A 25,059-nucleotide genomic window follows, 5' to 3' on the forward strand; every position below is an offset into this window, starting at 1 on the left:
AAACGCCTTATGACATAACGCCGCATCAAGTAATAAGCAACGCTACCACCAAACCTAATCCATTGTGCCGTAAACACTTAAGCTAATTCAAACCCAAAATATCGAGCGTTGCTAATCTACCTTAAACGCTTGTATGTTTTGCTTGCCTCAATCTCACTACCCACTAAAGAGCACAAAACCAAGCCACTATCTTTAGAACTAGAATTCACAACGAGATCTCCATATGAATTCCAAACTGAACTTTTACCACAGGTATTCCAGCCGCCTGTAGCTGAAATATGATTGCTTAGAAATACGGGGAAACCATGCTCTACCGCAATTTCCGACAAGATTTTGGAGTCCACTTCAAAACCACTGTCAGAAATTAGGGCACTTACAACATAGATATCAGCACCTAACGCCCTTGCCTGCTGAGAATGCTCTAGCTGTGTAAAGTCAGCGCAAATAGCTAGTGCTATTTGGTACCCATTAACTTTAAAAAAGTAGTCCGTCGAGCCGTATGAACAATACTTTTCTTCACCGGTATGTAGGAACTGCTTTGCGTAAAATTGAATTACCCCATCAGGAAAACAAATTACTGCGCCTATAGTTGGTTTTGAAGAGCAATCAGAGCTTAGAGGACATCCCGCTATAACGATGATCTCATGATCAACTGAGGCTTGAGACAACTCTTTGAAATTCGATGGTTCAGGATCAACTGCAAGTTTAGCAACTAAATCTAACTCGTAGCCCGTCAATGATAACTCCGGAAAAACAACCACATCAGCATTATGATAAGAAGACTGTTCGATCATTTTAAGGTGATGCTTAAGGTTCTCGCATAAGTCGCCTCTCGCGACAGGAATTTGAGCCAAGCTTATAGTTATACCCGTTTTCAAATTTCCTCCTAAAAACATATTTCCTCCTAATAACATAAAGCCGCGTTAAGTCGTGAACAACGCATAGGAGAAATGCCACGCGTTGCGAATCCCTCTTCTATAGTTTGTTAGTTTAACTTTCACACAAATCGCACGATTTAATTAAATTGCACATTTCGCACAAATACTTATACTCTTACTCGTAACCTAAGTTTGGAACTTGAACATGCATACATTAACAGCAAATGACGCTAAACGTAATTTTGGCGAACTACTTCTAAGCGCTCAACGAGAGCCTGTTAAAATAAGTAAAAACAACAAAGATGCAGTCGTTGTGATGTCCATTAAAGACTACGAAGAATTTGAAGCAATGAAAGCTGATTACATTAAACATTGCTTTGAGGCTGCAAAAGAAGACCTCGCGCAAGGTAATGAAATTGATGGCGAAACATTCTTGAAGAGCCTGTAGCCTTAAACATATGCAAACTAGCAAATATAAGCTAAGTAAAACGGCGCAAAGCCATTTACGTAAAATCAAAAGCTATACCATTACAAACTTTTCCGAATTACAGTGGGGTAACTATAAAGACAGCTTGCTTAGCGCTTTTCAAATGTTCGCTGATAACCCAGCAGTTGGAAGAAGCTGTGGTGAGTTGTACCCAAGTGGCTTCTACTTCCCAGTGGCTAGGCACACAGCCTACTTTATCAAAGAAGATGGCTTTATCCTGATCGTTGCCGTTCTTGGTCAATCACAATTACCCCAAAACCATTTGAAGTAATATTCACACCCTAGCAGTAGCAGTTAGAGTGCTGAACCTGATTGATAAACTAACGCCAGCTTAAACCGCAGACAACACACTAAACAAACCGCTGCATGACGCCGTAAACACAGAGCTCGACTTGAACTAAAAATGCCGAGCGTTGCGAATCTATCCTAAACGTCGTTGCTATGTGGCTATCCCACGAAGCCCGATTAAGTTTCCGAAAGGGTCTTCAACTTGGCACATTGATAGTCCATTTTCAATTTGCATAGGTCCCCGATATATTGATGAACCAAGCGCTTCAAAACGAGCAAGCTCAGCGGATAAATCAGATACAGACCAATAAAGGACGCTGCCACTTTTCCCTGAACTTACTTTTTCATCTGCTTTCACAATTTCTAGAGAGAAACCATTCAAGTCGAGAACCGTAAAATCCGAGTCTTGATAATATATAGGAACCGCATCAGGAAAGGCTTGCTTATACCAAGCTAACCCTACAGCTACGTCAGGGACATGAATAAGAACAGCTAATGGGGTCATAATTCTCTCCTGCCACGCGTTGCGAGTCTCTCTTGAATAATTTGTATGGATAATAACTCATGAAATCACGCCCCTACTATTTGGATTGGATTGCCCGAATAACTAAACTTCCAAGCTGCCTAGTGTTGTGTGCGTTTCCATTAGCGTTAAGTACATTAATTCCAAAGTGCTCAGCTACCTCTCTCAAGATTGGTTTTGCAGGAGTAATTAATTCACCTGCTCTTAGCACTTGAATTGTGCCATTTTCCAACTCAACGATTTCATAGGGAGGAAAAGCAACTTTCTTTAACGTTGGAATCTCTTGTCGGTTTTTCTGGGGAGTTAACAACTTCGATAACGCAATAGTAACCTTACCCGAGGAGTTCTCTTGGCTCATTAGGGTATTTGCAACAGCTACAGGTTCATTGAGCAATGTTTCAATTTGCATCTCTTCAGTGTTAATGCGAAGAACAATTACCCGATCAACCTTGCTCAACGTATTTGGGTTAAATGAGATATGACCTGATTGTCCCATCATAGCGGTTGCTTTTACGGAAATCCGCTCACCGTTCATTCCGACTACGTCATACCCCTTTTGATTTACTTCAGTTGCCATTTGACCATTTGTAATCAAAGCAGCATAGAGTTCACCAATTCTCCCACTTAGATGTCTTAGTTCCGTTGGAGGGACTCCCCAATTTAATTCTCTCTCAAACCATGCCATCGCATCACCCAATGATTGGATAACCTGCATCTGTGTTAATGCCATTTCTTCTCCGAAGTATAAATTTCCATGCACTCAACGCCTTGCTAAATTGCAGCTAACGACCATATGACTAAAACAAAGCCACCATAATCACAAAACTTAACAAAACCAAAAGCACCAAACGTTAGCTGTCTGCTTGAGCAATTTGTTATGTGATTTGAGTGCGCTTACTCTTCTAGCAAGCCTTTAAGCTGGCTGTCGAGGAAGTTTTTTCCGAGAGCAAACACCACCTTTACTGTTTCAGTTGGCCCTGCATCTTTGAATGTTGTCGTTAGTTTCTCAATTACTCCAGGCTTAGAAAGGTCAGAAGCAAATTGATGTCCCCTTGCGGTTAGCCTTAGTGGAATTATGCTAACTGAAAAACCACCGCCGCCTCCCATTCTTTGGAAGCCAATGCCACTTGTATTCGTTGAACTTTCTATAAGCCTTTGATCTTCCATTATTTCCATATGAAAAACGAGCTTATTTAACTTCTCATCGTCATTTAACCAAAGCGGCTTAATTTCATCGAGATTAATAGTAAAATCAGGCTTATCATGATCCTGAACCGTATCTAGAAATTTTTTAATATACTCAATGTCTATTCTCATAATATCCCCTGCGCGTTGATGGCTTATGACACATAACGCCGCATTCTTACCAGAGCGCGAGCATATTTTGTTCATCAATTAACCTGTGCATTGACGAGCTTAAAATCTGACTCGCTTTTTGCATTAAAAGTAGAGAAAACAAAGCTCAGTGGTGCAAAACTTAAACAAACTGTCTATGCTTTGCTCACTTAAGTGAGTATGCTCTCACCCTGCCTTAAATGCTTGTTATAAATTTATTTTTCGAAGTTCGTTTACAATTTTAGGTATACACTCAGAATCATCGTAGTTCAAATATAAATAGTCTTGTAGCAATGGAGGCATTTCGTCATGTTCGAGATCAATATTTACGACGATGAAATTCTTTTTACTTCGCCTCATACGCTTCTGGAAAAAGTAATTTGCTTCATTCATCGTCCAACCAGATTTTCCACTAATAAAACTTTTGGAAAGAAACAGAAGCCCTACTTTGCTTTTATCTAAACCATCGTTAATTTTATCAGTTATACTATCACCTGGAGATATTTCATATCTATCAAACCAAGCTTCAACTTCTGACTTTTGGAGTTCATTAAAAAACGTATCTACTAGTGCCTTGTCAGCGCTTGAGTGTGATAAAAATACTGAGTAATTTGTCATTTCTTTTAACACCGGAGGGAAAGTTTCATCATAAATAGAACGATCAGGGTGAAGGAATATCTCATTTGTCAATGAAGGCATTTGATATTCAAGCATATCACTATCTAATAACCCCATACCATTACAACTTCTGTTACCCATAGCCTTCATTAAGTCATGGGAAAACAGATTATAAATCCTATGTTTCTCAGGGTAATTGATGTTTAACCACTCTTCAAAAATTTCAGAATTTTTTTCAAAATTAAGAAATAAGTGACAAGACAATGCGTAAATATTATTGTTTACGTAAAGCATTGCGCCGACAAGCGTATCTTTATCAAACTTATCTAAAACATCACCTACAAACTTTTTTTCCTTTGCTCTATCACCATAATCTAGAGCGATTAGATACGATTTATGTTCCATTTATGACTCCCTCAAAAAATTTATAACATTTTAAAACCATGCGAATACGAATTTATCCATTCACTATATCTAAACAATCCCTGTTAACCAACGGAACAATATGAACATAATGTTATATTGTGGTGGATTTCCTAGCAAGAAATCGTGCAAGCACGTATTCCCACCTATTCGCGGCACATTAGCACCCTGATCTTTTCAGTTAGGTTATTAATCAATACCTTAAAGGTGGTCGAGTAATAGCTACGGGGATTGGTATATCGAACGTGGGATTGCAACGAGTGGCGAACGTCTGGTAATTCATGGCGCTGTCTCTACTGTAAGCCTATATTGAGACAGGGTTCAGAAACGACAAAGGCGATGTAACTCTGAGAGTTACATCGCCTTCTAAATGAATGGCACGCCCTGAAGGATTCGAACCTTCGACCACATCCTTAGAAGGGACGTGCTCTATCCAGCTGAGCTAAGGGCGCGCTACAGGAAGAGGATTATACGAGTTGAGCGGGGTAAATCAATGGCTTTATGGCAATCAAGGGTTTAAATGCACAAAAAAAACTCAACAGATAAAGAAAGGGACAAATTTGCAGCAAGGCAAACGTTTGCTTTGTAGCTTTAGAAATGGTTTTCTGCGACAATGCACACAAAAATAACAGGCAATTAACTTTTACTACTTCGTTGCTCAAGGAAAACTATGACTGCGCAAAATATTGATGGGAAATTGATTTCTCAAACGGTCCGCTCAGAAGTGGCGGCGCGTGTTAAAGCTCGCACGGATGCTGGATTACGAGCACCAGGTTTGGCTGTCGTTCTAGTCGGGGAAGACCCTGCCTCTCAAGTTTACGTCGGCAGTAAGCGTCGAGCGTGTGAAGAAGTTGGCTTTGTTTCTAAGTCTTTTGACCTGCCTGCCAATGCTGCTCAAGAACAGTTGCTTGAGTTAGTTGACCAGCTCAATAACGACCCTGAGGTAGACGGTATTTTGGTACAGCTTCCATTACCCGCAGGTATCGATACGACCCATGTTTTAGAGCGCATTATTCCCGAGAAAGACGTTGACGGTTTCCACCCTTATAACGTCGGGCGACTGGCTCAGCGTATTCCTAAGCTCCGTTCTTGTACACCAAAAGGCATTGTCACCCTACTTGAGCGCTACAACATTCAGATGCGCGGCAAGCATGCGGTGATTGTCGGTGCTTCTAACATCGTTGGTCGTCCAATGACACTAGAGTTGCTGCTGGCGGGCTGTACGACCACAACTTGCCACCGCTTTACCAAAGATTTAGAGAGCCATGTCCGCCAAGCGGATTTGGTGGTGGTTGCTGTGGGTAAACCTCACTTCATCCCCGGTGAGTGGATCAAACCCGGTGCCGTGGTGGTCGATGTCGGTATTAACCGCTTAGAAGATGGATCACTTGTCGGCGATGTCGATTACAAAGTCGCCAAAGAGAATGCAAGTTTTATCACACCGGTTCCGGGTGGCGTCGGTCCTATGACGGTGGCGAGTCTGATCGAGAACACCATGATTGCTTGCGAGCAGTTCCATACGCCGAAAAAATAGTGCGTGTTCACCGCTTTTAACGACCATTCAAACCGCAAAAAGGCGAGATACTCTCTCGCCTTTTTCTTTATCTTGCCCGTTTTATTTTCTAACCAACGCCATCACGACTAATCCATAACGATACGGTCAGCTAAGTGACTCACCGCAAGGGCAAAGTAGTACGAACGATTCCAGCGCATCAGCACATTGTAGTTGTTATACACTAGATAACTACGACCGTTATCATCATCCGGCATGATAAGCCAAGCTTTGATGTCTTCATCTAGGGTTGGTAATGCTCTGCCGTCATAGCGAGTGATACCCAATTTAGACCACTCCGCTAAAAATTTACCTTTGCTTGCTTCACGACCCTGCAACTCTGGGGAGATACCTGCTGGTACTTTTACCTGTCTGCCCCAAGTGTAGTTTTCATCCCAACCTGAGCCTGAAAGGTAGTTAGCTGTGGACGCAAACACATCCGCTTTGGTGTTCCAGATATCTTTTTTGCCATCGCCATTACCATCAGCCGCGAAAGTTAAAAACGAACTCGGCATAAATTGACACTGCCCCATTGCGCCGGCCCAAGAACCTTTCATCTTATCCGGTGAAATATGACCTTGTTGCAGAATATTCAAAGCGGCTAGCGCCTCTTTGCGGAAGAACGCCTCACGACGTCCCTCATAGGCAAGGGTCGATAGCGCATCAATCACGCGGTAATTGCCAGTGAACTTACCAAAGTTACTCTCAACACCCCATAGGGCAACGATAAACCTCGGTTGTACGCCATACTCATCACCAATGCGCTTTAGGTCGCTGTAGTGTTGTTGGTACAGTTGTTTGGCTTGTTTTACTTTCCAATCGGGTACCGCTCTGGGGATATATTCATCAAGCGTCAGTTTTTTCTCTGGCTGGTTTCTATCTGCCGTTACAGCGCGGGGTTTAAACTCTACCCCTTGAAACGCCTCGGAAAGAATGGACTCAGAGATCCCCTGCTCTCTCGCTTCTTGTTTCAGTCCATTAACGTAGTCATCAAAGGTGCCTTTGTCACTTGCAAACGCATTTAAAGAAAGCGCTGCACCTAGCATTACTGACAATAATTTCTTCACCCTATTCTCCCTGTAAAACGAAATTTGCAGCGTTAACTATTGTTGCTGCGTTTTTCGCTGTTTGTATTCATCAAGTAAGTTTTCAGTTGGTGGTGGTAATTGTAGAAAAAAGCCCTGCTCCTCTATCGACTGCTTGACCTTCACTACATCAACCTGTGCTAACTCTCTGTTGGCTAAATTCACCACCATCACTAAGGTTGCTTTGCCAAAGGTCTCCATCAAGGCTTCCGGAACCGGAGAGAAGTCATCTTTTTTGGCAATGTAGAGGTAAGCCCCTTCTTTTTTTGCGCTTTTATATATGGAACAAAGCATGAAAATGTCTCTTATTTGACCGCTATTTTCGTCAATGCTGGCGACAGCGGTTTTGTGGATCAAAAATTTGAGGTTTAAGTACCTTTTACGTACAAGATAGCTTGCCGAGTCTAGTGTTGATAGATAACATGACTCACTCTATCCGCTGTACGTAACATAGCGGCTTTCAGTGCCTTTTGGCAACAACTGAAACAGAAATAAAAAGTAACCTCTTAGGCACAAGGAAGCGTTCATTAATGTCCCAAAATCCAGATCTGAAAGGCAGTAGCTTTACCCTATCGGTATTGCATCTTTCTGACAACGATGTCTCTAATGCGGTTCATTTTTTAAAACAAAAAATCGAACAAGCGCCTGCTTTTTTTGCTCATGCCCCCGTTGTTCTTAACATTACCCAAGTAGAGTCAGATATCGACTTTCTCGCTTTGAAGTTAGGTATTGAGGAACTAGGCATGATCCCGGTCGGCGTCGCTGGCAGCAAGGACAAAAGAACCCAAACATTGGTATCGGAAGCTGGACTTGCCGTCATGACAGCGAGCAAAGCACCCGCTGTGGCACCAGCGAAGATGGAACCGGTACAGATTGTCCGTTCTCCGGTTCGCTCGGGACAGCAAATTTATGCCAAGGATCGCGACTTGGTGATCCTAAACCATGTCAGTGCGGGCGCAGAGGTAATCGCCGATGGTACGATACATATCCATGGCAAACTGCGTGGACGGGCGATAGCGGGCGCCAGTGGCTCAACCGAAGCCAAGATAATTTGTAACGATTTACAACCAGAGCTGGTTTCAATTGCTGGACACTACTGGCTCAGTGATCAAATTGAAAGTGAATATTGGGGTAAAAAGGTCATGTTTGGACTGACAGACGGCACCTTACGCTTTGATATTCTCACAATATAAATAACTAAGGAAAAACGAATAATGGCACGCATTATTGTTGTAACGTCAGGAAAAGGTGGCGTAGGTAAAACCACCTCTAGTGCGGCAATCGCATCTGGCCTTGCACTCAAAGGCAAGAAAACCGCGGTTATCGACTTCGATATCGGTCTACGTAACCTTGACCTAATTATGGGCTGTGAACGTCGTGTGGTTTATGATTTTGTCAACGTGATTAATGGTGAAGCTACCCTTAATCAGGCGCTTATCAAAGACAAACGCAACGCAAATCTGTTCATTCTACCCGCTTCACAAACCCGCGATAAAGATGCACTGACTCATGAAGGTGTACGTCGAGTGTTGGATGAACTGGATGAGATGGGCTTTGACTTTGTTATCTGCGATTCACCAGCGGGTATTGAGCAAGGTGCGTTAATGGCACTTTACTTTGCCGATGAAGCCATTGTGACCACGAACCCAGAAGTCTCTTCTGTGCGTGACTCAGACCGTATCCTTGGTATTTTGGACTCTAAGTCTCGTCGCTCTGAAGAGGGTCTTGAGCCGGTTAAGCAGCACCTACTTTTGACTCGCTATAACCCGGGTCGTGTCAACCTTGGTGAAATGCTTTCTGTACAAGACGTTGAAGATATCCTACATATTTCTCTATTGGGTGTGATTCCTGAGAGCCAAGCAGTACTCAATGCTTCCAACAAGGGTGTGCCGGTTATTTTTGATACCGAATCTGACGCAGGTATGGCTTATTCCGATACGGTTGAGCGCCTACTGGGAGAACAAGTAGACTTTCGCTTCCTTACTGAGGAAAAGAAAGGGATCTTTAAACGTCTATTTGGGGGATAATGATGTCGTTACTAGAATTTTTTCGACCGCAGAAAAAGAGCTCTGCAAACCTAGCAAAAGAACGACTACAGATTATCGTTGCAGAACGTCGTAGCGGTGGTTCGCCTTCTCCTTCCTATTTGCCTCAGCTAAAGCAAGATATTTTGGCTGCCATTGGCAAGTATGTCGATGTTGATCCATCAATGGTCGATCTCACTTTTGAACACAAAGATGATGATATTTCGGTGTTGGAACTTAACATCCAACTACCTGAAGACGATAAGTAACCGAACTTATCCCATCGAAAATAAAACAAAAGGGCTCATTTGAGCCCTTTTGTTTGTCTATGAACAAGACACTAATCCATCGCTTTCTCAAGTTTTTGACCCAAGAGTTCAAGTCGCCAGCTTTGCATCACATCCGGTGTTTTCTCTTCACTTCGATCATATTTCCAGATCCATGACAAATATTGGTTTAGCTGTTTCTTAGACGCTAAAAATTCCGTCGCAAGACCTGTCTCTTCTGAGACTTGTTTAACGGCATCTTTCAAACACTTAAAAATCTGTTTATAGCCCTGAAAATCCATCAAACGCTCTATTTTCTCTGGGTACTCTGCTTCAGGAGTCTGCTGAGCTTTTTTCACTATACTCGCAATGCGTTCTCCATGGCGACGAATCGCTCTTGGGTCCATGCCCTGCTCTTCCATCTGCTGCGGTTTTTTCAGACCAAAACGAGCCACATTCCACAAGTCTTGCTCTTTAACGACAAAATTTAACGCCAAATCACGCTTTAACGCCTCTTTGACCCGCCATTTAGCCAACGGCTTTAAGATCGCAAGCTGCTTTGGTGACAGCTGCCACGCGCCCTTAATATCTAAGTAAGCGTTCTGAACATTGGGGGCTTTGCCACGCTTGTTTGCTTGCATTTGTGACTCTTGCAATGCTGCTTCCGTCCACTGTTTTTCATCCAGTTGCGCTTGCAGTTGATGATACAAAGGCCAGAGATAGAACACATCGGCAGCGGCGTAATCTAGCTGCTTATCCGTTAGCGGTCTTGCCACCCAGTCAGCCCTTGATTCACTTTTATCCAGTTCAACATTGAGATAGTTATCCACCAGAGCAGCAAAGCCCGTCGATAAACCAAAGCCCAAAAACGCCGCCATGATTTGAGTATCAATCATGGGGGTCGGCATCGTGCCAAATTCATTGAAAAAGACTTCCAGATCTTCACCACATGCGTGTAAGACTTTCATCACCGATGTGTCTTTGAGCAGTTCGACAAAAGGTTCAAACTCAGTAATGGTCAAAGGGTCGATAAGCGACAGAGTCTGACCATCATAAAGTTGGATCAGTCCAAGCTTAGGATAAAAAGTACGGATGCGAACAAACTCCGTATCCAGCATAATTACATCGGCTTGACGGGCTTGCTCACAGACAGAGGCAAGGTCACTGTTGTCGGTTATTATTTGATAATTCACGTAATCTCTCTTTGACCAGTCAAAATACAATGCCAGCGGTTAGGCTGGCATTGTATCACTAAATGTAACGGCGAGTTAATGAGCGTCAGTGCTTTGTGACAATTTGCTTAGTTTTGCGTCGTTTTCTTCACGCAATACACGGCGTAGGATTTTACCAACGTTACTTTTCGGTAAGTCCTCTCTAAATTCAACCCGCTTAGGGACTTTATAGCCGGTCAAGTGCTTGCGGCAATGTTCGATCACTTCTTCTTTGGTCAACGAACTGTCTTTTTTCACCACATAGACCTTAACCAATTCACCCGAAACTTCATGAGGTTCACCTATTGCGGCAACCTCAAGCACCTTGTCATTGAGTGCAATCACATCTTCAATTTCATTAGGGTAAACGTTAAAGCCAGAAACCAGAATCATATCTTTCTTGCGGTCAACAATATGCAAGAAGCCCTCTTCATCGAACTTCACGATATCACCGGTGGAGAGCCAACCATCCTGATCAATGACTTCCTTGGTTGCCTCTGCACGCTGCCAGTAGCCTTGCATGACCTGCGGACCTCGGACTTGCAGTTCACCAACTTGATCATTGCCGACCACGTTGCCTTCTTCATCCACAATACGCACTTCGGTCGAGGGAACCGGCAATCCAATGGAACCATTATAGGCGTCAAGATCATGAGGATAAGCGGCAACAAGCGGAGAGCACTCCGTCAAACCATAGCCTTCTAACAGTATGCCGCCAGTAGTCTTTTTCCACTGTTCTGCAACCGCACGCTGCACCGCCATACCACCACCCACAGAGAGGTTAAGACCGCGGAAATCCAACTCATGGAAATCTTCATTATTGAGTAAGGCGTTAAACAGGGTGTTCACTCCCGTAATCGCAGTGAATGGGTACTTTTGCAGCTCTTTAACGAAGGCTGGAATATCACGCGGATTGGTAATCAACAGGTTTTGACCACCCATTTCAACAAACAACAAGCAGTTAACCGTCAGTGCAAACACGTGATAAAGCGGCAATGCCGTCACAATCATCTCGCGACCTTCATGCAAAACGGGGGCATAGTTGCCCTTGGCTTGCATTACGTTCGCAATCATATTGCGGTGACTGAGAATCGCCCCTTTAGCGACGCCCGTTGTTCCACCGGTATACTGCAAGAACGCAATATCATCACCAGACATAAAGGGTTTTACATACTGTAATCTACGACCTTTACGCAGGGCTTTTCGAAAAGAGATCGCGCCCGGCAGGTCATACTTTGGCACCATACCTTTCACATACTTAACGACAAAATCGACCACCGTGCCTTTTGCTCTCGGCAACATCTGACCAAGGCTGGTCAATACGACGTGCTTAATGGGCGTCTTATCGACCACTTGCTCAAGCGTATTAGCGAAGTTAGAAACAATCACGATCGCTTTAGCGTCAGCATCATTTAGTTGATGTTCTAGCTCTCGTGGGGTGTAAAGAGGGTTAACGTTAACCGCTATCAAACCGGCGCGAAGGATCCCAAACAAAGCGATGGGATATTGCAGCAGGTTTGGCATCATGATGGCGACTCGGTCACCTTTCTTGAGCTTGAGGTCATTTTGCAAATAAGCAGCAAATGCGCGGCTGCGCTCCTCAAGTTTACGGAACGTCATCACCGAGCCCATATTAACGAAAGCGGGCTGGTCTGCGAACTTGTGAACCGATTGTTCAAACATTTCGACCAGTGAAAGATACTGGTCCGGATTAATTTGCTCTGGCACGTCGCTTGGGTATCGTGAAAGCCACGGTTTATCTGCCATGGGTACTCCTTGGGTAACAGGTCTTTGTGTCACTTTTTTATTGTTCTTGCACAGCATAAATACTGTGGCACAAAAGACCCAAACAGTTGTTTAAATTTTGTTAACTAACGTCAGTATTTGTTCAAATACCGGCCATGGCGATTCAAGGTGACAGTGATGGTCACCATCGACATAGACAATATTCGCCCGTGTTAATAACTCTAAATATTGCGTCTGTTGCAACTGGCGATAACCTTGCCGACCCAAAATCACTAAATGAGGAACGGTGACCGACGCCATTAGTTGCTTTGAGTGTTGAGGGGTCATGCGATAAATGGATTCACACTTAAGTCTTCTATCATGTCGCCAGTACCAAGCTTGCGTATCGGAACGCCAGATAACATCACGCTCGACAATGGGCGACACCGTGTCGCAATCCAATTTTGTCGCCCGCATACGCATTTGCACCGCCATCTCAAAACTGGGCAGCTTCTTTGTTTCGCTACTGCGCCATTGTTTGCGACTTTGAATCGATGATTTAAGGCGAGCAACCACATGACTGTCGTCTTCTGCTATCGGGAAATGCCCTTCAATCTGAACCAATCCCGCGACCGATTCTGAAAAGCAGGCACTATAGCAACTTGCAATCAAAGCACCAAGTGAGTGACCTATCAAAACGGGCTTAACCGCCTGAATCTTGTCCAAAACCTGAGCTAAGTCGTCAATATAATCAAAGAAGTGGTAATAATTGCTGTCGCTCTTATGGCTAGAGTGCCCATGCCCCGGTAGATCGAGCATAATCACACGCCAATTTTCACCGTGTTCCGCAATCAAGGATTGAAAAGGATGAAAACTGGCGAGATTGTCCATCCAACCATGAATAAAAACCAGCGTATGAACCGCCGGTTGCTGAGGAAGCCATTCAAGGTAAGCAATGGATTGATGCTGCGACAAGGCGAGCTCTTTGTGTTGCCACATACGATTTCTCAATCAGATATAGAGGTCGACGCCAAGAAGTGCTTCTAGCTCTTCTCGTTTGGCGCGATTCATCACACTCATATATTCTTCCAGCGCTTTTCTAGAACGACCTTCTGGCAAGTCGTACTGCAAACGCGCCTTGTGAATATCCGCCTCAGACATCTGCTGCACGGAAGTCGACACAGCCTGAGCCACTTTGCTCACTTGAGTGGCATTGGATTGCTGAACCGTGCTGCTTTGTGCGACAGCGTTCTTGCTGGCTTTATTCGTTTTATTGGTTTTACGTTGCGTTGGGACGCTAGGTAAACCTTGAATCGAGACCATAATGACTACTCTAGAATCTTAAGCCTAACGGCAATACCCGCTAGGCTCTATTGTGTTATTCGCGACCGGGCAACTTTTTCCACGCCACGGTATCACGCAGATACACAGGCGAGGCTTGATCCGCTGACACCGTGTTGCCTTTTGCCAACTCGAATTGTGCCAAGAAAGCGATATCCTGCGCTTCTGGATAATTGACCGCCGACGCCGTTAATGCCAACGGCAGTGAAGTCAATGTGTCTTGGTAGGCGTCCCAACCCGTTCCAGCGGTAAACCATGAATGTTGATCTTGCTCCATCTGCTCAACCAGTGTCGCAGGTGGGATCACACATTCCGCATCAAAGGATGCCCAATCACCGTTGTCCTCGCGGATATAACGACCCCAGTAAACCTCACTCATTCGTGCATCAATGGCACTGGCAACCGCAGTCGCGCCTTGTTCGCGATAAGCACCTTGCGCCATCGCTTTTAAGGTTGAGACCCCTATCATGGGCAGATCGGCACCAAAACCCAAACCTTGGGCGATACCAATACAGATACGAACACCGGTAAAACTGCCCGGTCCTTGCGCAAATGCCAGCGCATCTAACTCTGATAAGGTTAGACCAGCTTCTTTAAGCAGTTCATCGACCATAGGCAGCACTTTTTTTGTATGGTCTCGAGGGGCAAGTTCACTGCGAGTCGTGACTTTATCGCCAATCAGTAATGCCACTGAGCACTTTTCGGTTGCGGTATCAATGGCTAGAATTTTATCTGTCATCGTATTCTCTATACGTTATTGCTATTGCTCATAATTACTATTGCTCATCCGTTACCGGATGCTGTAGAAACTCTTGTATTGTACCCAAATCTCGGGTTCTTGGGATCGGGGGTAAACTGGCCAAGAAAGTGGCGCCGTATTCTTTGGTCACTAATCTATTATCGCAAATAATCAGCGCACCACGGTCATTTTTATCGCGTATTAAACGTCCAACCCCTTGCTTGAGGGTAATCACGGCGTCTGGCACCTGCACCTCAGCAAAAGGTTCACCACCTTGAAGTCGGCAATCCTCGATTCGCGCCTTTAATAGTGGGTCATCGGGCGCGGTAAAGGGTAATTTATCAATAATAACACAGCTTAGCGTATCTCCTCTAACATCGATGCCTTCCCAAAAGGCACCGGTTGCTACGAGTAACGCATTACCCAATTCCATAAATTCCGCTAAGGTTTTCTGCTTGCTGGTTTCACCTTGTAGCAATACCGGCAGACTCAAGCGCTCTCTAAATCGCTCCCCCAGATCGCGCATCATTTGATGTGAAGTACAGAGGAAAAAACAGCGACCTTGGTTGTGTTCAATCACCGGCGCTAACATCTCCACTAACTTCGCCGCCATGCTTGGATGGTTTGGCTCCGGTAAATAACGGGGCACGCACATACGCGCTTGATTGCCATAATCAAACGGACTTGGCAGAGAAAACTGCTGCGTAGGTGTCAATCCAAGACGCGAGGTAAAGTGTCCGAAGTCATTCGATACGGCGAGGGTTGCGGACGTAAAAATCCATGCGCCGCCTTTGGTTTCAACCTGTTCATGGAATTTATCCGCCACCGAAAGCGGTGTGATATGTAGGCTAAAGTGGCGGGGACTGGTGTCATACCAATACGAATAGCCAGTAATCGATGTATCACAGACGCGCTCCAAACGACCTTTGATTAACGTCGCTCGCTCAAAGGCGGTATCCAATAGTTGGCTGCGTCCAAGTGCCAGTTTCAACACCTCAATCACCAGATCAATCGCATCAAGCAATCGCTCCATCTGATGAGCAATACTGGTGGACGCAATAGCATCACGCCAATTGCCCCGAAAGCCGGTGTCACCGAGGAGCAATCGGGTATCCATCGCGGCTTGGGAAAGCCGTTCGCCCGCTTTTTGCAATTGACGCATATCTTTAGCTTCAGTGCGATAGCCGATTTCAATGTCTTTGGCGAGATCTTGCATCTGACGACTCGAAATAGACTGTCCAAAATATTGGCTCGCAATATCTGGGATCTGGTGCGCTTCGTCAAAAATAAACACTTCAGCCTCAGGGATAAGCTCACCAAAGCCCGTCTCTTTGATCGCTAAATCCGCCAAGAATAGGTGATGGTTGACCACCACCACATCGGAATCAAGGGCGCGCTTTCTCGCTTTATTGACAAAACAATCTTCGTAGCTCGGACACTCTTTCCCTAAACAATTGTCATTGGTTGAGGTAATGGTGGGAATAATGGGGCTGTCTTCGGCGATGGCATCACATTCGCCTAAATCACCAGATTTGGTTTCCGAAGACCAAGATCTGACTTTGACAAGTTGCGCCAATAAATCATTTTGCGTCTCGGTAGTGTGGCTCTCCACCATCTGACGACTTAATCGATCTAGACAGAGGTAGTTTGAGCGCCCTTTCAACAAGGATACCTGACCAAAATAACTGAGCGCTTCCACCATCAAGGGTAAATCGCGATGGAACAGTTGTTCCTGTAGGTTTTTAGAACCGGTGCTAATGATGGTTTTTTTACCGCTCAGCAGCGCTGGAATTAAGTACGCGAAAGTTTTACCAGTACCGGTACCCGCTTCAACCACCAGTTGGCTGTCGTTGTTAATGGCATTTTCTACCGCCGCCGCCATATCTAACTGAGGTTGTCGAGGTTGAAAGCCGGGGATGACTTGTCCGAGCGCCCCTTGTTCAGCAAACGCTTTTTTTATTGCATTAGAAGCCATTAGCATCGTTCTGATTATTGGTGTCGGCGAAGTATACCTTAGTTTGGACTCGAATTAGATCATGGATTTGGCCCGAGGTGAGCTTGCCGGTCATTTTGCTACAAAATCACTTGAGTGAATAAATCCCTGTTTTAATCCCGCTTATTGTGTTGAAACATTAGCCAGAATAGATTAAAAAGAACAGTCAATATTCATCGCCCCTTGCCATTCCTCTAATCAATATTCAAATCGTCAGGGTGATGATACTTTTTTATTTCACGGAAGCAGTCAATCATGGAAAAGAAAACCTTGCTGACCCACTGCAGCGATGCGCCAGGTCTAATCTCAAAAATTACCAATATTTGTTATAAACATCAGCTCAATATCGTACACAACAATGAATTTGTGGATAACGCCAGCGGCCACTTTTTTATGCGTACCGAGCTACAAGGTTACTTCAATGATGACACCTTACTCGCGGACTTAGACCAAGCGCTACCCGCAGGGACTAAGCGCAAACTTGTCAGTTCCGATCGTAAGCGCATTGTTATCTTAGTCACCAAAGAGGCGCACTGCCTGGGTGATATCCTAATGAAAAACTTCGATGGAAGCTTGGATGTCGAAATTGCTGCCGTTGTCGGCAATTACGATACCCTTAAAGATCTCACTGAAAAGTTTGGCATCCCTTATCACTGTGTCTCTCACGTCGACCTTAGCCGCGAACAACACGAAGCGAAAATGCTTGAAGTTATCGACCAGTATCAAGCTGACTATCTGGTATTAGCGAAATACATGCGAGTTCTTACACCGGGCTTTGTTGAAAAGTATCACCACAAAATCATCAACATCCACCACAGCTTCTTACCTGCTTTTATTGGCGCTAAGCCATACCAGCAAGCATTTGACCGTGGGGTGAAAATTATTGGCGCGACGGCGCACTTCGTTACCAATGATCTTGATGAAGGCCCCATCATCAAACAGGATGTGATTCCAGTTGACCATAACTTTAGCGCTCAAGATATGGCTCAGGCGGGTCGCGATGTTGAAAAAAACGTACTGTCAAAAGCGCTCAATAAAGTCGTCAATGACCACGTTTTCGTTTACGGTAACAAAACCGTTATTCTCTAAATATTCGGTAGATCCTACTCTTCGATAGATTCTGATCGTCAATAGATGCTGATAGTTGATAGTTGATAGATGCAAATAGTTGATAGATACGAATAGTCGATAGGAAACTGCCCCTTAACACGGGGCAATTTCCTCTGCAAACATGCAAGTCATAGGTTAGCTTTTAACCCTCACCGACTACAATACTGGATCATTATGTATTGGCTTATGTTCAACATATTGTCACACCGCCATTTCTCATTCGTTGTGTTTTTATCGCTTTCTTCACTGTCATCGCTCCAAGCACTGTGCCCGCATAAATCCAGATGCTTATCGGCTAAAAAGTGCTGCCATTAAGTTAATGCCCTCTCTAAACTAATGGCTATAATCTTGTTATTGTTACAAAATTGTTCCTATAAGCCATTTTTACTACGTCTTAAAAGTGTCATATTACAATACTCTATAAAAACGCCACTTCTCCACTTAATCACGATAAAATTTCGCCAATTGCCAGACAAATGCAACATAATATTTGGTTCCATTTAACTCATTTGTATTAGTACCAAGCTGATCTTATCGGCGATCTGCTTGATCCTTAGCCATCTTACTGCTAGGGTATTGTATGATTAAAACGTGACCACAAGGAGTGTGCTTTGCCGGATATTCAAGTGAGTCGTTGGCGGGTTGAATCCTGCCCCGATGCTCTAGTCCATAAGATCACCTCAGCAGTAGCTTATAAAGAAATGAAAGGCGATATCTCAGACTTTGAGCTTTGTCAGATCTTTGGCGAAACGGTTTGGAAAAGTGGCGATAGCTATCATACCCACTCAGTCTCCCTCTCAATAGACGAAGTGCAACGATGCTGCCGAGTAACACCTAGATATGCAATGAAGTAACGTTAATCAAAAAAAGGTCTACTGTTTATCCAGTAGACCTTTTCGTTAAATCCCTTTGAGCAAGTCGTATACTTACCCTGATTAGCTATTGGGTGATTAGCTAGTAGGTAACCAACCCGCATAGCAAGCAACAAAATACAGCGCAATCGCCGCCATCACACCCGCAACAATATCATCGACCATAATACCCAAGCCACCATGAACCCGTTTGTCCAACCAGCCAATCGGCCAAGGTTTCACCATATCGAAAAAGCGAAACAGGACAAAACCGGTCGCTAACCATTTCCAATCATAGGCAGAAATTCCCAGTAACGGCACCACGCCCATGGTGATCCAAAAGCCAGCAAACTCGTCCCAAACAATCGAGCCGTGATCATGAACGCCCATATCATCAGACGTCACTTGGCAAATCTTGATACCGACAATACAACTTGCTACCACCGCCACACAATAAAGCCAGAAAGGTAACTGTATCAATAACAGATAAAATGGGATTGCCGCCAGAGTTCCCATTGTGCCGGGAACGACTGGTGATAGACCGCTACCAAACCCGGTAGCCAGAAGATGCCACGGGTTTTTGAGAGAAATAAGCGTTAATGGGTTCGTCATGAGTTCGCCTTAAAGTGGTCGAAACCGTCCAGTTGCCACTGAATAGGTTGTTGTTGAGTAGATTGTTGTTGAATAGACTGTTGAGTGGGTTGTTGCTGATAAAGATGAATCTCACCACGCTCTGTGATTTCACCAATACAAGTAAAAGGGGTGTCCGCTAATAGGCTTCGGATCTGTTGGGCATGCTGCTTGGGGGCAGTGAAACACAACTCGTACTCTTCACCACTGGTCAATGCGTAGCGGTAGCACGCTTCCTCGCTTGCGAGAAACTGTTTAAGCTCTTGAGACACCGGCAGTTGGTCGACATAAAGATCGGCTCCAACATTTGAACGTTTCAAAATATGACCTAAATCCGCCACCAAACCATCTGAAATATCAATCGCCGCTGAGGCTAATCCCCTAAGTTGCAGCCCCGCCGCTACCCTTGGCGATGACAGAAAATGGCGCTCCAATAAGGTGTTATTCAACGCTTTGTTGGAGTGTTGGTGAGTTTCCAGAATCACATCTAAGCCCGCTTTCGCATCGCCCAAATGACCCGTAACATACACCAGATCGCCCACCTTAGCACCAGAGCGAGTCATCGCTTCACCCGCTGGAACCAAGCCTTGAACCGTTAATGTAATAACGAGAGGACCTTTGGTGGTATCGCCACCAATCAACTGAATACCGTAGTAGTCGGCAAGATTGAAAAAGGCGTCACAAAAGGCTTTCAGCCAATCATGGTCGACCTCTGGTAGAGAGATTCCCATAGAAACCCAAGCGGGTTGCGCGCCCATGGCGGCGAGATCAGAGATATTCGACGCTAACGCTTTATGCGCAATCATCGCCGGGTCGGCATTATGGAGAAAGTGGGTGCCCGCTACCAAAGTATCGGTACTGATAGCGACTTGCTGCCCCGCAGGAACTTGAACCACCGCGCAATCGTCTCCCTGTGCAAGAATCACATCGGGTCGACAAGCTTGTTGGTGGGCAAAATATTGATCGATTAAACTAAATTCACCAGACATCTTAAAGACTTTGGCTTAAAAAGGTGTCACAGAGTATATAGAAAAGGCCAGCATGATGCTGACCTTTTTTAACAATGAAACTTGGATTTGTTATTACTTTTTACGTACGTGTGGCGCGGCTTTATCAAGTACACCGTTCACAAACTTATGACTATCTTCCGCTGCGAATGATTTAGCGAGTTCAATCGCTTCGTTAATCACCACTTTGTAAGGTACGTCTTCACGACGTGTCATTTCGTACATCGCTAGGCGCAGTAAAGCCAGTTCCATCATATCTAGGTCTTGCATAGGGCGAGACACATATGGACGTAGCTTGCTGTCTAGTTCTGTGTGATTCAACACAACACCCGTCAGTAGATCACGGAAATATACAACGTCAGTTTCTGGTGCAGTTAGCGCTGGCTCTGCTGCATGATGCTCTTCTTCATCATACTTGCCGCCTGATAAAAACTGTTCTTCAACAGTCGCGACATTTTCTTTGGTAATTTGCCAAGAATAGATAGCTTGCAAAGCAAATTGACGTGCATTACGACGTGCGGCTGGTTTCACACTGGCCCCCATTAGGAATCGATTTCAGAAAGAACGTTGATCATTTCAAGCGCGCTCAGTGCAGCCTCTGCACCTTTATTACCAGCCTTGGTTCCGGCACGCTCAATAGCTTGATCTATGGTATCAACAGTCAATACACCAAAGGCTACTGGTAGGCTATATTCCAGAGACACTTGTGCAAGACCTTTATTACACTCACTACAAACATAGTCGAAATGTGGCGTACCGCCACGAATGACTGTACCCAGAGATACAATGGCGTCGAACTTGCCGGTTTTTGCTACACGTTGAGCAACAAGCGGTAATTCAACGGCACCAGGGCAACGTACAACCGTAATGTTGTCTTCGCTTACTTGGCCGTGGCGTTTCAAAGTATCGATAGCACCAGAGAGTAAACTCTCGTTGATGAAGCTATTGAAACGGGAAATAACAATAGCAATTTTTGCGTTTGGTGCTGGGAAGCCACCCTCGATAACTTTCATATCCTATCCTTTTAAACTATGTTCATCGCGCGTGAATCGCCGGATTCTAGCACAAGTCAATTATTAATATCTAGCGTTAACTGACGCCAAAGCCCAGTAATTCCAATTGTCCTGCCCGTTAGCGAATTTCCGACTGACAAGACTGACTCTATCGAATTTTGGAAAACTAGGCGCCCTAGAAACCGAGCGCCTTAATATGGGAATCTTATTGAGTCACATACTCAGTCACAGTCAAACCAAAGCCACCTAACGCGTGGTATTTTTTATCTGCTGAAGAGAGTAGGCGCATTTCACAAATGCCCAGATCCGCAAGAATTTGAGAACCAACACCGACGCGACGAGAAGTCCCTTGTTTCTTTGCCATTGTCGGTGCTTGACCCTTGTCTTGCTGCTCAAACATCTTGATCTTGTGAACAAGAAGGTCGGTCGACTCCTCATTACCTAAGATGACCAATACACCGCCCTCTTGAGCGATACGGCTCATGGCTTTTTCTAGTGACCAGCTACGATCAGAACTGCGATTAGAGTGCAGAATATCGGTAAATGTATCTTGCAAGTGAACGCGTACTAACGGCGTTCCCTTTGATAAATCGCCACTGCACAGCGCATGGTGAATTTGGTTATCGATCGTGTCACGGAAAGTCACCAGCTCAAAATCACCAAATTCTGTGGGTAGATGACAGGCCGCCACGCGCTCAATCGTGGTTTCTGTATTATTTCGGTATTCAATAAGATCGGCAATGGTGCCTAGCTTGATGCCGTGCTTTTCTGCAAAAATTTCCAGATCAGGACGGCGTGCCATGGTGCCGTCATCATTCAAAATTTCGACAATCACCGACGCTGGCTCAAGACCAGCGAGTTTTGCCAGATCACAACCAGCTTCGGTGTGACCTGCGCGAGTTAATACACCACCATCTTGCGCAGCCAACGGGAAGATATGACCCGGTTGTACCAAATCCACTGCTTTCGCATCTTTCGCGACCGCAGCTTGAACCGTACGAGCACGATCCGCCGCAGAAATACCGGTGGTCACACCTTCCGCCGCTTCAATTGAGACAGTGAAATTGGTCGTGTACTGGGCATTGTTATCTTGCACCATAGGCGGCAAACCCAAAGAAACACAACGTTCTTTAGTCATGGTCAAGCAGATAAGACCGCGGCCATACGTCGCCATAAAGTTGATCGCTTCTGGCGTCACATGCTCAGCAGCCATAATAAGATCGCCTTCGTTTTCACGATCTTCGTCATCCATCAGAATGACCATTTTTCCTAGTCGAATATCTTCGATAATTTCTTGAGGCGTACTAATTGGCATAACGTGTTCCTATTATTCTGTACTTATTATCAACAAATCGCGCTTGCGCTTACGCAAAGCCGTTTTGTTGTAGAAATTCCATAGTTAAGCGAGACTCTGCGGTTTGACTCGATTCAGCCTGACTTTGCAGCAAGCGTTCCATATAACGAGCAAGCACATCGACCTCAAGATTCACCTTGCGACCGACTTGGAACTGGTCAATGGTGGTTTCTTCCGTGGTGTGAGGAACGATGGTCAGTTTAAACGCATTTTTTCTTAACGCATTGATGGTAAGACTAATACCATCTACCGTGATGGATCCTTTTTCAGCCACATATTTGCTGATTTCTTCTGGCATTTGCACCCAAAACTCAATGGCGCGACCAAGATGCTGTCGTTCAATAATTTCACCCACACCATCAACGTGACCAGAAACGATGTGACCACCAAAACGTGTAGTCGGTAACATCGCCTTTTCAAGATTTACCTTGTCGCCCACTTTATACTGGGCGAAGCCGGTTTTATTTAGGGTTTCAACCGAAAGATCGGCGGTGTAAGTCGTATCGGTGAACGAAGTCACTGTTAGACAAACGCCGTTAGTGGCAATACTGTCGCCCAAATTGACATCACTCATATCGAGTTTACCCGCTTCGACTTGAATACTAATGTCGTCACCTGTAGGGATGATGGCTTTGAGGGTGCCAACTGCTTCAATAATTCCTGTAAACATCGTGCTCTTTCTACTTATAAACCGGTCTGGCAATAATACGAATATCTTGCCCAACCAAACGAATATCATCTATCTCTAAGTCAATAACATCCTGCATCGATGTCAAACCCAAAGCGCCAATTAAACCTCGCCCATCGGCTCCCATTAGCTTAGGTGCTAAATAGATAATCAGCTCGTCGACTAATTGCTGTTTGATCATCGAACTGGCTAACGTCGCACCAGCTTCAACCCAAACATGATTGACTTGATGCTCATCCGCTAGCGTCTTTAATGTCCAATTCAGATCCACTTTGCCTTCACATATCGGCGCGTTGATCTCGCCCTGAGAAGGAGAGATATGAATAATCTCGCCTCCGGCTTGATAAAGTTTCAGCAAAGGCGTTAATCGTGAGTGAGTATCAAGAATAGCGCGTTTGGGCTGTCTAAGCTGTGGTTCGCTCAAGACTGAAGTGACCGAGTTGGGCAGTTCGCTCCATCGCACATTCAATGATGCGTCATCCTCAATCACCGTTTGACTGGTGGAGAGAATGGCACTGGCCTGGGCGCGAAATAACTGCACATCACGCCTCGCTTCAGGTCCGGTAATCCACTGACTTTGTCCATTGGCTAGCGCCGTTTGACCATCAAGACTGGCCGCCATTTTAAGCTGAACAAAAGGCATCTTGGTTTCCATTTTTTTAAGGAAACCTCGATTGAGTTTGCGCGCTTCGTCTTCAAGCAAACCGACTGAAACTTCAATGCCGGCTTGTCGCAGTAGCTCAAAGCCCTGTCCAGCGACTTGAGGATTAGGATCACTCATCGCACAGACGACTTTCTTGATGCCGGCATCAATTAAGCCTTTGGCGCAAGGCGGCGTTCGACCATAGTGAGAGCAGGGTTCTAAAGTGACATATGCGGTCGCACCCTGCGCTAAACTCCCCGCCATAGCGAGAGCATGAACTTCAGCATGCGGTTCACCCGCTTTAAAATGATAGCCCTCGCCCACGACCTCACCTTCTTTGGTGATGACGCAGCCGACATTAGGGTTTGGGGTAGTGGTAAAACGTCCGCGATAAGCCAGCTTAATAGCGCGGCTCATCATCTGATAATCTTGCGGGCTAAATTGTGTCATTCCCTTTACCTATTAGCGTTGCTAGATTTGAGTCTAAGATCAGCTTTCCAATTTGGCGATTTCTTCACCAAACTCTCGAATATCTTCAAAGCTGCGATAAACAGAAGCAAAGCGTATATAAGCAACCTTATCCAACTCTTTTAGCTGATTCATCACTAGGTTGCCTATCATCTCACTCGGCACTTCTCGCTCGCCTGTCGCACGCAGTTGCGACTCAATATGGCTAATCGCAAGTTCTATGGAGTCTGCACTCACTGGGCGCTTTTCTAATGCGCGCTGAATGCCGCCTACCATTTTGTCTTTATCAAACGGTTCTCGATTGCCGTTTGACTTGATCACTTTTGGCATCACGAGTTCTGCGGTTTCAAACGTAGTAAATCGTTCGCTACACGCCAAACATTGACGACGGCGTCTTACTTGATGTCCGTCAGCAACAAGTCTCGAATCTATAACTTTTGTGTCATTTTCAGAACAAAAGGGACAATGCATAACACCTCCTAAAGTAATCGCCTCTGATGCGTTTGATACTTGCTTTTGACCCTGTCACAACAGTCAGCCGGCAAAGCAAGGTTGCCACAGTTTAGCGAAATTCAACTCAATTAGAAATCAAGGATTTGTCGTACTATCCATCCTAGCGCAAATATTCAGCAATATCGTTATACCCAAGTTACCTCAAGATGCAGAGTTCAGAGGACCTAGATGACTTTATATCAAGGAAAAGATGTGAAGGAATGGTGAATCCTTTCAAGCATATTTGACGCCGAGATAAAGTCATCTAGGTCCTCCCTTCGGGCGAGTTTGCTTGGCTCGTGGCCGGCGTTAACG

29 protein-coding genes and 1 tRNA gene are annotated in these 25,059 nt (G+C 45.0%); 8 read left to right on the plus strand and 22 right to left on the minus strand.

Going from position 1 to position 25,059, the window contains the following annotated elements; translation table 11 throughout:
* Window positions 1–116 precede the first annotated feature (116 nt).
* Window positions 117–878 (minus strand): carbon-nitrogen hydrolase family protein, encoded by a 762-nt coding sequence (locus L9Q39_RS09975; protein ID WP_237485550.1) that lies wholly within the window; start codon window positions 876–878, stop codon window positions 117–119.
* Between the two features lie 205 nt (window positions 879–1,083).
* Here L9Q39_RS09975 and L9Q39_RS09980 point away from each other — a divergent pair, with 205 nt between their 5' ends.
* Both L9Q39_RS09980 and L9Q39_RS09985 read left to right on the plus strand, forming a co-directional pair.
* Window positions 1,084–1,326 carry a type II toxin-antitoxin system Phd/YefM family antitoxin gene (locus L9Q39_RS09980; protein WP_237484921.1) on the plus strand — a complete coding sequence of 81 codons (243 nt, stop codon included), beginning with the start codon at window positions 1,084–1,086 and terminating at the stop codon, window positions 1,324–1,326.
* 10 nt (window positions 1,327–1,336) lie between these two features.
* Window positions 1,337–1,636, plus strand: a complete 300-nt coding sequence (locus L9Q39_RS09985) for a type II toxin-antitoxin system RelE/ParE family toxin (protein WP_237484922.1) — start codon at window positions 1,337–1,339, stop codon at window positions 1,634–1,636.
* Between the two features lie 168 nt (window positions 1,637–1,804).
* Here L9Q39_RS09985 and L9Q39_RS09990 read toward each other — a convergent pair whose 3' ends face one another.
* The 5 genes from L9Q39_RS09990 to L9Q39_RS10010 form a co-directional block, all read right to left on the minus strand.
* Window positions 1,805–2,158: a VOC family protein gene (locus L9Q39_RS09990; RefSeq protein WP_237484923.1), complete on the minus strand. Its 354-nt coding sequence runs from the start codon at window positions 2,156–2,158 to the stop codon at window positions 1,805–1,807.
* Window positions 2,159–2,234: 76 nt separating this feature from the next.
* Window positions 2,235–2,906 carry a DUF6998 domain-containing protein gene (locus L9Q39_RS09995; RefSeq protein ID WP_237484924.1) on the minus strand — a complete coding sequence of 224 codons (672 nt, stop codon included), beginning with the start codon at window positions 2,904–2,906 and terminating at the stop codon, window positions 2,235–2,237.
* Window positions 2,907–3,070: 164 nt separating this feature from the next.
* Entirely contained in the window at window positions 3,071–3,493 is a 423-nt protein-coding gene (locus L9Q39_RS10000) for a DUF2513 domain-containing protein (protein ID WP_237484925.1), read from the minus strand.
* Between the two features lie 225 nt (window positions 3,494–3,718).
* Window positions 3,719–4,534, minus strand: coding sequence for a toll/interleukin-1 receptor domain-containing protein (locus L9Q39_RS10005; RefSeq protein ID WP_237484926.1), 816 nt, complete (start codon window positions 4,532–4,534; stop codon window positions 3,719–3,721).
* 393 nt (window positions 4,535–4,927) lie between these two features.
* Window positions 4,928–5,004: transfer RNA gene (locus tag L9Q39_RS10010), tRNA-Arg, on the minus strand.
* A 218-nt stretch (window positions 5,005–5,222) separates the two neighbouring features.
* Here L9Q39_RS10010 and folD point away from each other — a divergent pair.
* Window positions 5,223–6,086: a bifunctional methylenetetrahydrofolate dehydrogenase/methenyltetrahydrofolate cyclohydrolase FolD gene (folD, locus tag L9Q39_RS10015; protein ID WP_237484927.1), complete on the plus strand. Its 864-nt coding sequence runs from the start codon at window positions 5,223–5,225 to the stop codon at window positions 6,084–6,086.
* 107 nt (window positions 6,087–6,193) lie between these two features.
* Here folD and L9Q39_RS10020 read toward each other — a convergent pair whose 3' ends face one another.
* Window positions 6,194–7,171, minus strand: a complete 978-nt coding sequence (locus tag L9Q39_RS10020) for a lytic murein transglycosylase (protein ID WP_237484928.1) — start codon at window positions 7,169–7,171, stop codon at window positions 6,194–6,196.
* 36 nt (window positions 7,172–7,207) lie between these two features.
* Window positions 7,208–7,483 carry a YcgL domain-containing protein gene (locus L9Q39_RS10025; RefSeq protein ID WP_237484929.1) on the minus strand — a complete coding sequence of 92 codons (276 nt, stop codon included), beginning with the start codon at window positions 7,481–7,483 and terminating at the stop codon, window positions 7,208–7,210.
* Window positions 7,484–7,719: 236 nt separating this feature from the next.
* Between L9Q39_RS10025 and minC the strand changes: the two genes are divergently transcribed.
* The 3 genes from minC to minE are packed head-to-tail and all read left to right on the plus strand — an operon-like array spanning window position 7,720 to window position 9,482.
* Complete coding sequence (gene minC / locus L9Q39_RS10030) at window positions 7,720–8,382, plus strand: septum site-determining protein MinC (protein WP_237484930.1); 663 nt, start codon at window positions 7,720–7,722, stop codon at window positions 8,380–8,382.
* 21 nt (window positions 8,383–8,403) lie between these two features.
* On the plus strand, window positions 8,404–9,216 hold the full coding sequence (minD, locus tag L9Q39_RS10035) for a septum site-determining protein MinD (RefSeq protein ID WP_237484931.1): 813 nt from the start codon (window positions 8,404–8,406) through the stop codon (window positions 9,214–9,216).
* Window positions 9,217–9,218: 2 nt separating this feature from the next.
* Window positions 9,219–9,482 carry a cell division topological specificity factor MinE gene (minE, locus tag L9Q39_RS10040; RefSeq protein WP_237485551.1) on the plus strand — a complete coding sequence of 88 codons (264 nt, stop codon included), beginning with the start codon at window positions 9,219–9,221 and terminating at the stop codon, window positions 9,480–9,482.
* Between the two features lie 71 nt (window positions 9,483–9,553).
* Here the strand turns inward: minE and rnd are convergent, their stop codons facing one another.
* The 6 genes from rnd to yoaA all read right to left on the minus strand — a co-directional run bounded on the left by rnd (window position 9,554) and on the right by yoaA (window position 16,470).
* Complete coding sequence (rnd, locus tag L9Q39_RS10045) at window positions 9,554–10,672, minus strand: ribonuclease D (RefSeq protein ID WP_237484932.1); 1,119 nt, start codon at window positions 10,670–10,672, stop codon at window positions 9,554–9,556.
* Between the two features lie 75 nt (window positions 10,673–10,747).
* Window positions 10,748–12,457 (minus strand): long-chain-fatty-acid--CoA ligase FadD, encoded by a 1,710-nt coding sequence (fadD, locus tag L9Q39_RS10050; RefSeq protein WP_237484933.1) that lies wholly within the window; start codon window positions 12,455–12,457, stop codon window positions 10,748–10,750.
* 90 nt (window positions 12,458–12,547) lie between these two features.
* Complete coding sequence (locus L9Q39_RS10055; RefSeq protein WP_237484934.1) at window positions 12,548–13,414, minus strand: alpha/beta hydrolase; 867 nt, start codon at window positions 13,412–13,414, stop codon at window positions 12,548–12,550.
* 12 nt (window positions 13,415–13,426) lie between these two features.
* The gene (locus L9Q39_RS10060; protein ID WP_237484935.1) at window positions 13,427–13,738 is read right to left on the minus strand and encodes a chromosome partitioning protein ParA; all 312 of its coding nucleotides are present in this window, start codon (window positions 13,736–13,738) and stop codon (window positions 13,427–13,429) included.
* Between the two features lie 55 nt (window positions 13,739–13,793).
* Complete coding sequence (tsaB, locus tag L9Q39_RS10065; RefSeq protein WP_237484936.1) at window positions 13,794–14,495, minus strand: tRNA (adenosine(37)-N6)-threonylcarbamoyltransferase complex dimerization subunit type 1 TsaB; 702 nt, start codon at window positions 14,493–14,495, stop codon at window positions 13,794–13,796.
* A gap of 37 nt (window positions 14,496–14,532) precedes the next feature.
* Window positions 14,533–16,470, minus strand: coding sequence for a DNA repair helicase YoaA (gene yoaA / locus L9Q39_RS10070; RefSeq protein WP_237484937.1), 1,938 nt, complete (start codon window positions 16,468–16,470; stop codon window positions 14,533–14,535).
* 273 nt (window positions 16,471–16,743) lie between these two features.
* On the opposite strand from yoaA, the gene purU reads away from it, so the two are divergent.
* Together purU and L9Q39_RS10080 are read left to right on the plus strand one after the other, a co-directional pair.
* The gene (gene purU / locus L9Q39_RS10075; protein ID WP_237484938.1) at window positions 16,744–17,577 is read left to right on the plus strand and encodes a formyltetrahydrofolate deformylase; all 834 of its coding nucleotides are present in this window, start codon (window positions 16,744–16,746) and stop codon (window positions 17,575–17,577) included.
* 632 nt (window positions 17,578–18,209) lie between these two features.
* Window positions 18,210–18,452 (plus strand): hypothetical protein, encoded by a 243-nt coding sequence (locus L9Q39_RS10080; protein WP_237484939.1) that lies wholly within the window; start codon window positions 18,210–18,212, stop codon window positions 18,450–18,452.
* Window positions 18,453–18,548: 96 nt separating this feature from the next.
* Here the strand turns inward: L9Q39_RS10080 and pgpA are convergent, their stop codons facing one another.
* From pgpA to nrdR, 8 genes are all read right to left on the minus strand, one after another.
* Entirely contained in the window at window positions 18,549–19,061 is a 513-nt protein-coding gene (gene pgpA, locus L9Q39_RS10085; protein WP_237484940.1) for a phosphatidylglycerophosphatase A, read from the minus strand.
* On the minus strand, window positions 19,058–20,068 hold the full coding sequence (gene thiL / locus L9Q39_RS10090; protein WP_237484941.1) for a thiamine-phosphate kinase: 1,011 nt from the start codon (window positions 20,066–20,068) through the stop codon (window positions 19,058–19,060). Before thiL ends, pgpA begins: the two co-directional genes overlap by 4 nt.
* 93 nt (window positions 20,069–20,161) lie before the next feature.
* Window positions 20,162–20,629, minus strand: a complete 468-nt coding sequence (gene nusB / locus L9Q39_RS10095; RefSeq protein ID WP_237484942.1) for a transcription antitermination factor NusB — start codon at window positions 20,627–20,629, stop codon at window positions 20,162–20,164.
* Window positions 20,629–21,099, minus strand: coding sequence for a 6,7-dimethyl-8-ribityllumazine synthase (gene ribH, locus L9Q39_RS10100; RefSeq protein WP_004415274.1), 471 nt, complete (start codon window positions 21,097–21,099; stop codon window positions 20,629–20,631). Before ribH ends, nusB begins: the two co-directional genes overlap by 1 nt.
* 205 nt (window positions 21,100–21,304) lie before the next feature.
* On the minus strand, window positions 21,305–22,414 hold the full coding sequence (gene ribBA, locus L9Q39_RS10105; RefSeq protein ID WP_237484943.1) for a bifunctional 3,4-dihydroxy-2-butanone-4-phosphate synthase/GTP cyclohydrolase II: 1,110 nt from the start codon (window positions 22,412–22,414) through the stop codon (window positions 21,305–21,307).
* Between the two features lie 49 nt (window positions 22,415–22,463).
* The gene (locus L9Q39_RS10110) at window positions 22,464–23,123 is read right to left on the minus strand and encodes a riboflavin synthase (RefSeq protein WP_237484944.1); all 660 of its coding nucleotides are present in this window, start codon (window positions 23,121–23,123) and stop codon (window positions 22,464–22,466) included.
* 10 nt (window positions 23,124–23,133) lie between these two features.
* On the minus strand, window positions 23,134–24,234 hold the full coding sequence (ribD, locus tag L9Q39_RS10115) for a bifunctional diaminohydroxyphosphoribosylaminopyrimidine deaminase/5-amino-6-(5-phosphoribosylamino)uracil reductase RibD (protein WP_237484945.1): 1,101 nt from the start codon (window positions 24,232–24,234) through the stop codon (window positions 23,134–23,136).
* 39 nt (window positions 24,235–24,273) lie between these two features.
* Window positions 24,274–24,723 (minus strand): transcriptional regulator NrdR, encoded by a 450-nt coding sequence (gene nrdR / locus L9Q39_RS10120; protein ID WP_237484946.1) that lies wholly within the window; start codon window positions 24,721–24,723, stop codon window positions 24,274–24,276.
* Window positions 24,724–25,059: the final 336 nt, after the last annotated feature.

The sequence above is a fragment of the Vibrio hippocampi genome (genome assembly GCF_921292975.1).
GTDB lineage: Bacteria > Pseudomonadota > Gammaproteobacteria > Enterobacterales > Vibrionaceae > Vibrio > Vibrio hippocampi.

Coding starts and splice junctions, on each gene's coding strand:
- L9Q39_RS09980 (WP_237484921.1), top strand. CDS start 1,084: ATGCATACATTAACAGCAAATGACGCTAAACGTAATTTTGGCGAACTA.
- L9Q39_RS09985 (WP_237484922.1), top strand. CDS start 1,337: ATGCAAACTAGCAAATATAAGCTAAGTAAAACGGCGCAAAGCCATTTA.
- L9Q39_RS09990 (WP_237484923.1), bottom strand. CDS start 2,158: ATGACCCCATTAGCTGTTCTTATTCATGTCCCTGACGTAGCTGTAGGG.
- L9Q39_RS09995 (WP_237484924.1), bottom strand. CDS start 2,906: ATGGCATTAACACAGATGCAGGTTATCCAATCATTGGGTGATGCGATG.
- L9Q39_RS10000 (WP_237484925.1), bottom strand. CDS start 3,493: ATGAGAATAGACATTGAGTATATTAAAAAATTTCTAGATACGGTTCAG.
- L9Q39_RS10005 (WP_237484926.1), bottom strand. CDS start 4,534: ATGGAACATAAATCGTATCTAATCGCTCTAGATTATGGTGATAGAGCA.
- folD (WP_237484927.1), top strand. CDS start 5,223: ATGACTGCGCAAAATATTGATGGGAAATTGATTTCTCAAACGGTCCGC.
- L9Q39_RS10025 (WP_237484929.1), bottom strand. CDS start 7,483: ATGCTTTGTTCCATATATAAAAGCGCAAAAAAAGAAGGGGCTTACCTC.
- minC (WP_237484930.1), top strand. CDS start 7,720: ATGTCCCAAAATCCAGATCTGAAAGGCAGTAGCTTTACCCTATCGGTA.
- minD (WP_237484931.1), top strand. CDS start 8,404: ATGGCACGCATTATTGTTGTAACGTCAGGAAAAGGTGGCGTAGGTAAA.
- minE (WP_237485551.1), top strand. CDS start 9,219: ATGTCGTTACTAGAATTTTTTCGACCGCAGAAAAAGAGCTCTGCAAAC.
- fadD (WP_237484933.1), bottom strand. CDS start 12,457: ATGGCAGATAAACCGTGGCTTTCACGATACCCAAGCGACGTGCCAGAG.
- L9Q39_RS10055 (WP_237484934.1), bottom strand. CDS start 13,414: ATGTGGCAACACAAAGAGCTCGCCTTGTCGCAGCATCAATCCATTGCT.
- L9Q39_RS10060 (WP_237484935.1), bottom strand. CDS start 13,738: ATGGTCTCGATTCAAGGTTTACCTAGCGTCCCAACGCAACGTAAAACC.
- tsaB (WP_237484936.1), bottom strand. CDS start 14,495: ATGACAGATAAAATTCTAGCCATTGATACCGCAACCGAAAAGTGCTCA.
- yoaA (WP_237484937.1), bottom strand. CDS start 16,470: ATGGCTTCTAATGCAATAAAAAAAGCGTTTGCTGAACAAGGGGCGCTC.
- purU (WP_237484938.1), top strand. CDS start 16,744: ATGGAAAAGAAAACCTTGCTGACCCACTGCAGCGATGCGCCAGGTCTA.
- pgpA (WP_237484940.1), bottom strand. CDS start 19,061: ATGACGAACCCATTAACGCTTATTTCTCTCAAAAACCCGTGGCATCTT.
- thiL (WP_237484941.1), bottom strand. CDS start 20,068: ATGTCTGGTGAATTTAGTTTAATCGATCAATATTTTGCCCACCAACAA.
- nusB (WP_237484942.1), bottom strand. CDS start 20,629: ATGGGGGCCAGTGTGAAACCAGCCGCACGTCGTAATGCACGTCAATTT.
- ribH (WP_004415274.1), bottom strand. CDS start 21,099: ATGAAAGTTATCGAGGGTGGCTTCCCAGCACCAAACGCAAAAATTGCT.
- ribBA (WP_237484943.1), bottom strand. CDS start 22,414: ATGCCAATTAGTACGCCTCAAGAAATTATCGAAGATATTCGACTAGGA.
- L9Q39_RS10110 (WP_237484944.1), bottom strand. CDS start 23,123: ATGTTTACAGGAATTATTGAAGCAGTTGGCACCCTCAAAGCCATCATC.
- ribD (WP_237484945.1), bottom strand. CDS start 24,234: ATGACACAATTTAGCCCGCAAGATTATCAGATGATGAGCCGCGCTATT.
- nrdR (WP_237484946.1), bottom strand. CDS start 24,723: ATGCATTGTCCCTTTTGTTCTGAAAATGACACAAAAGTTATAGATTCG.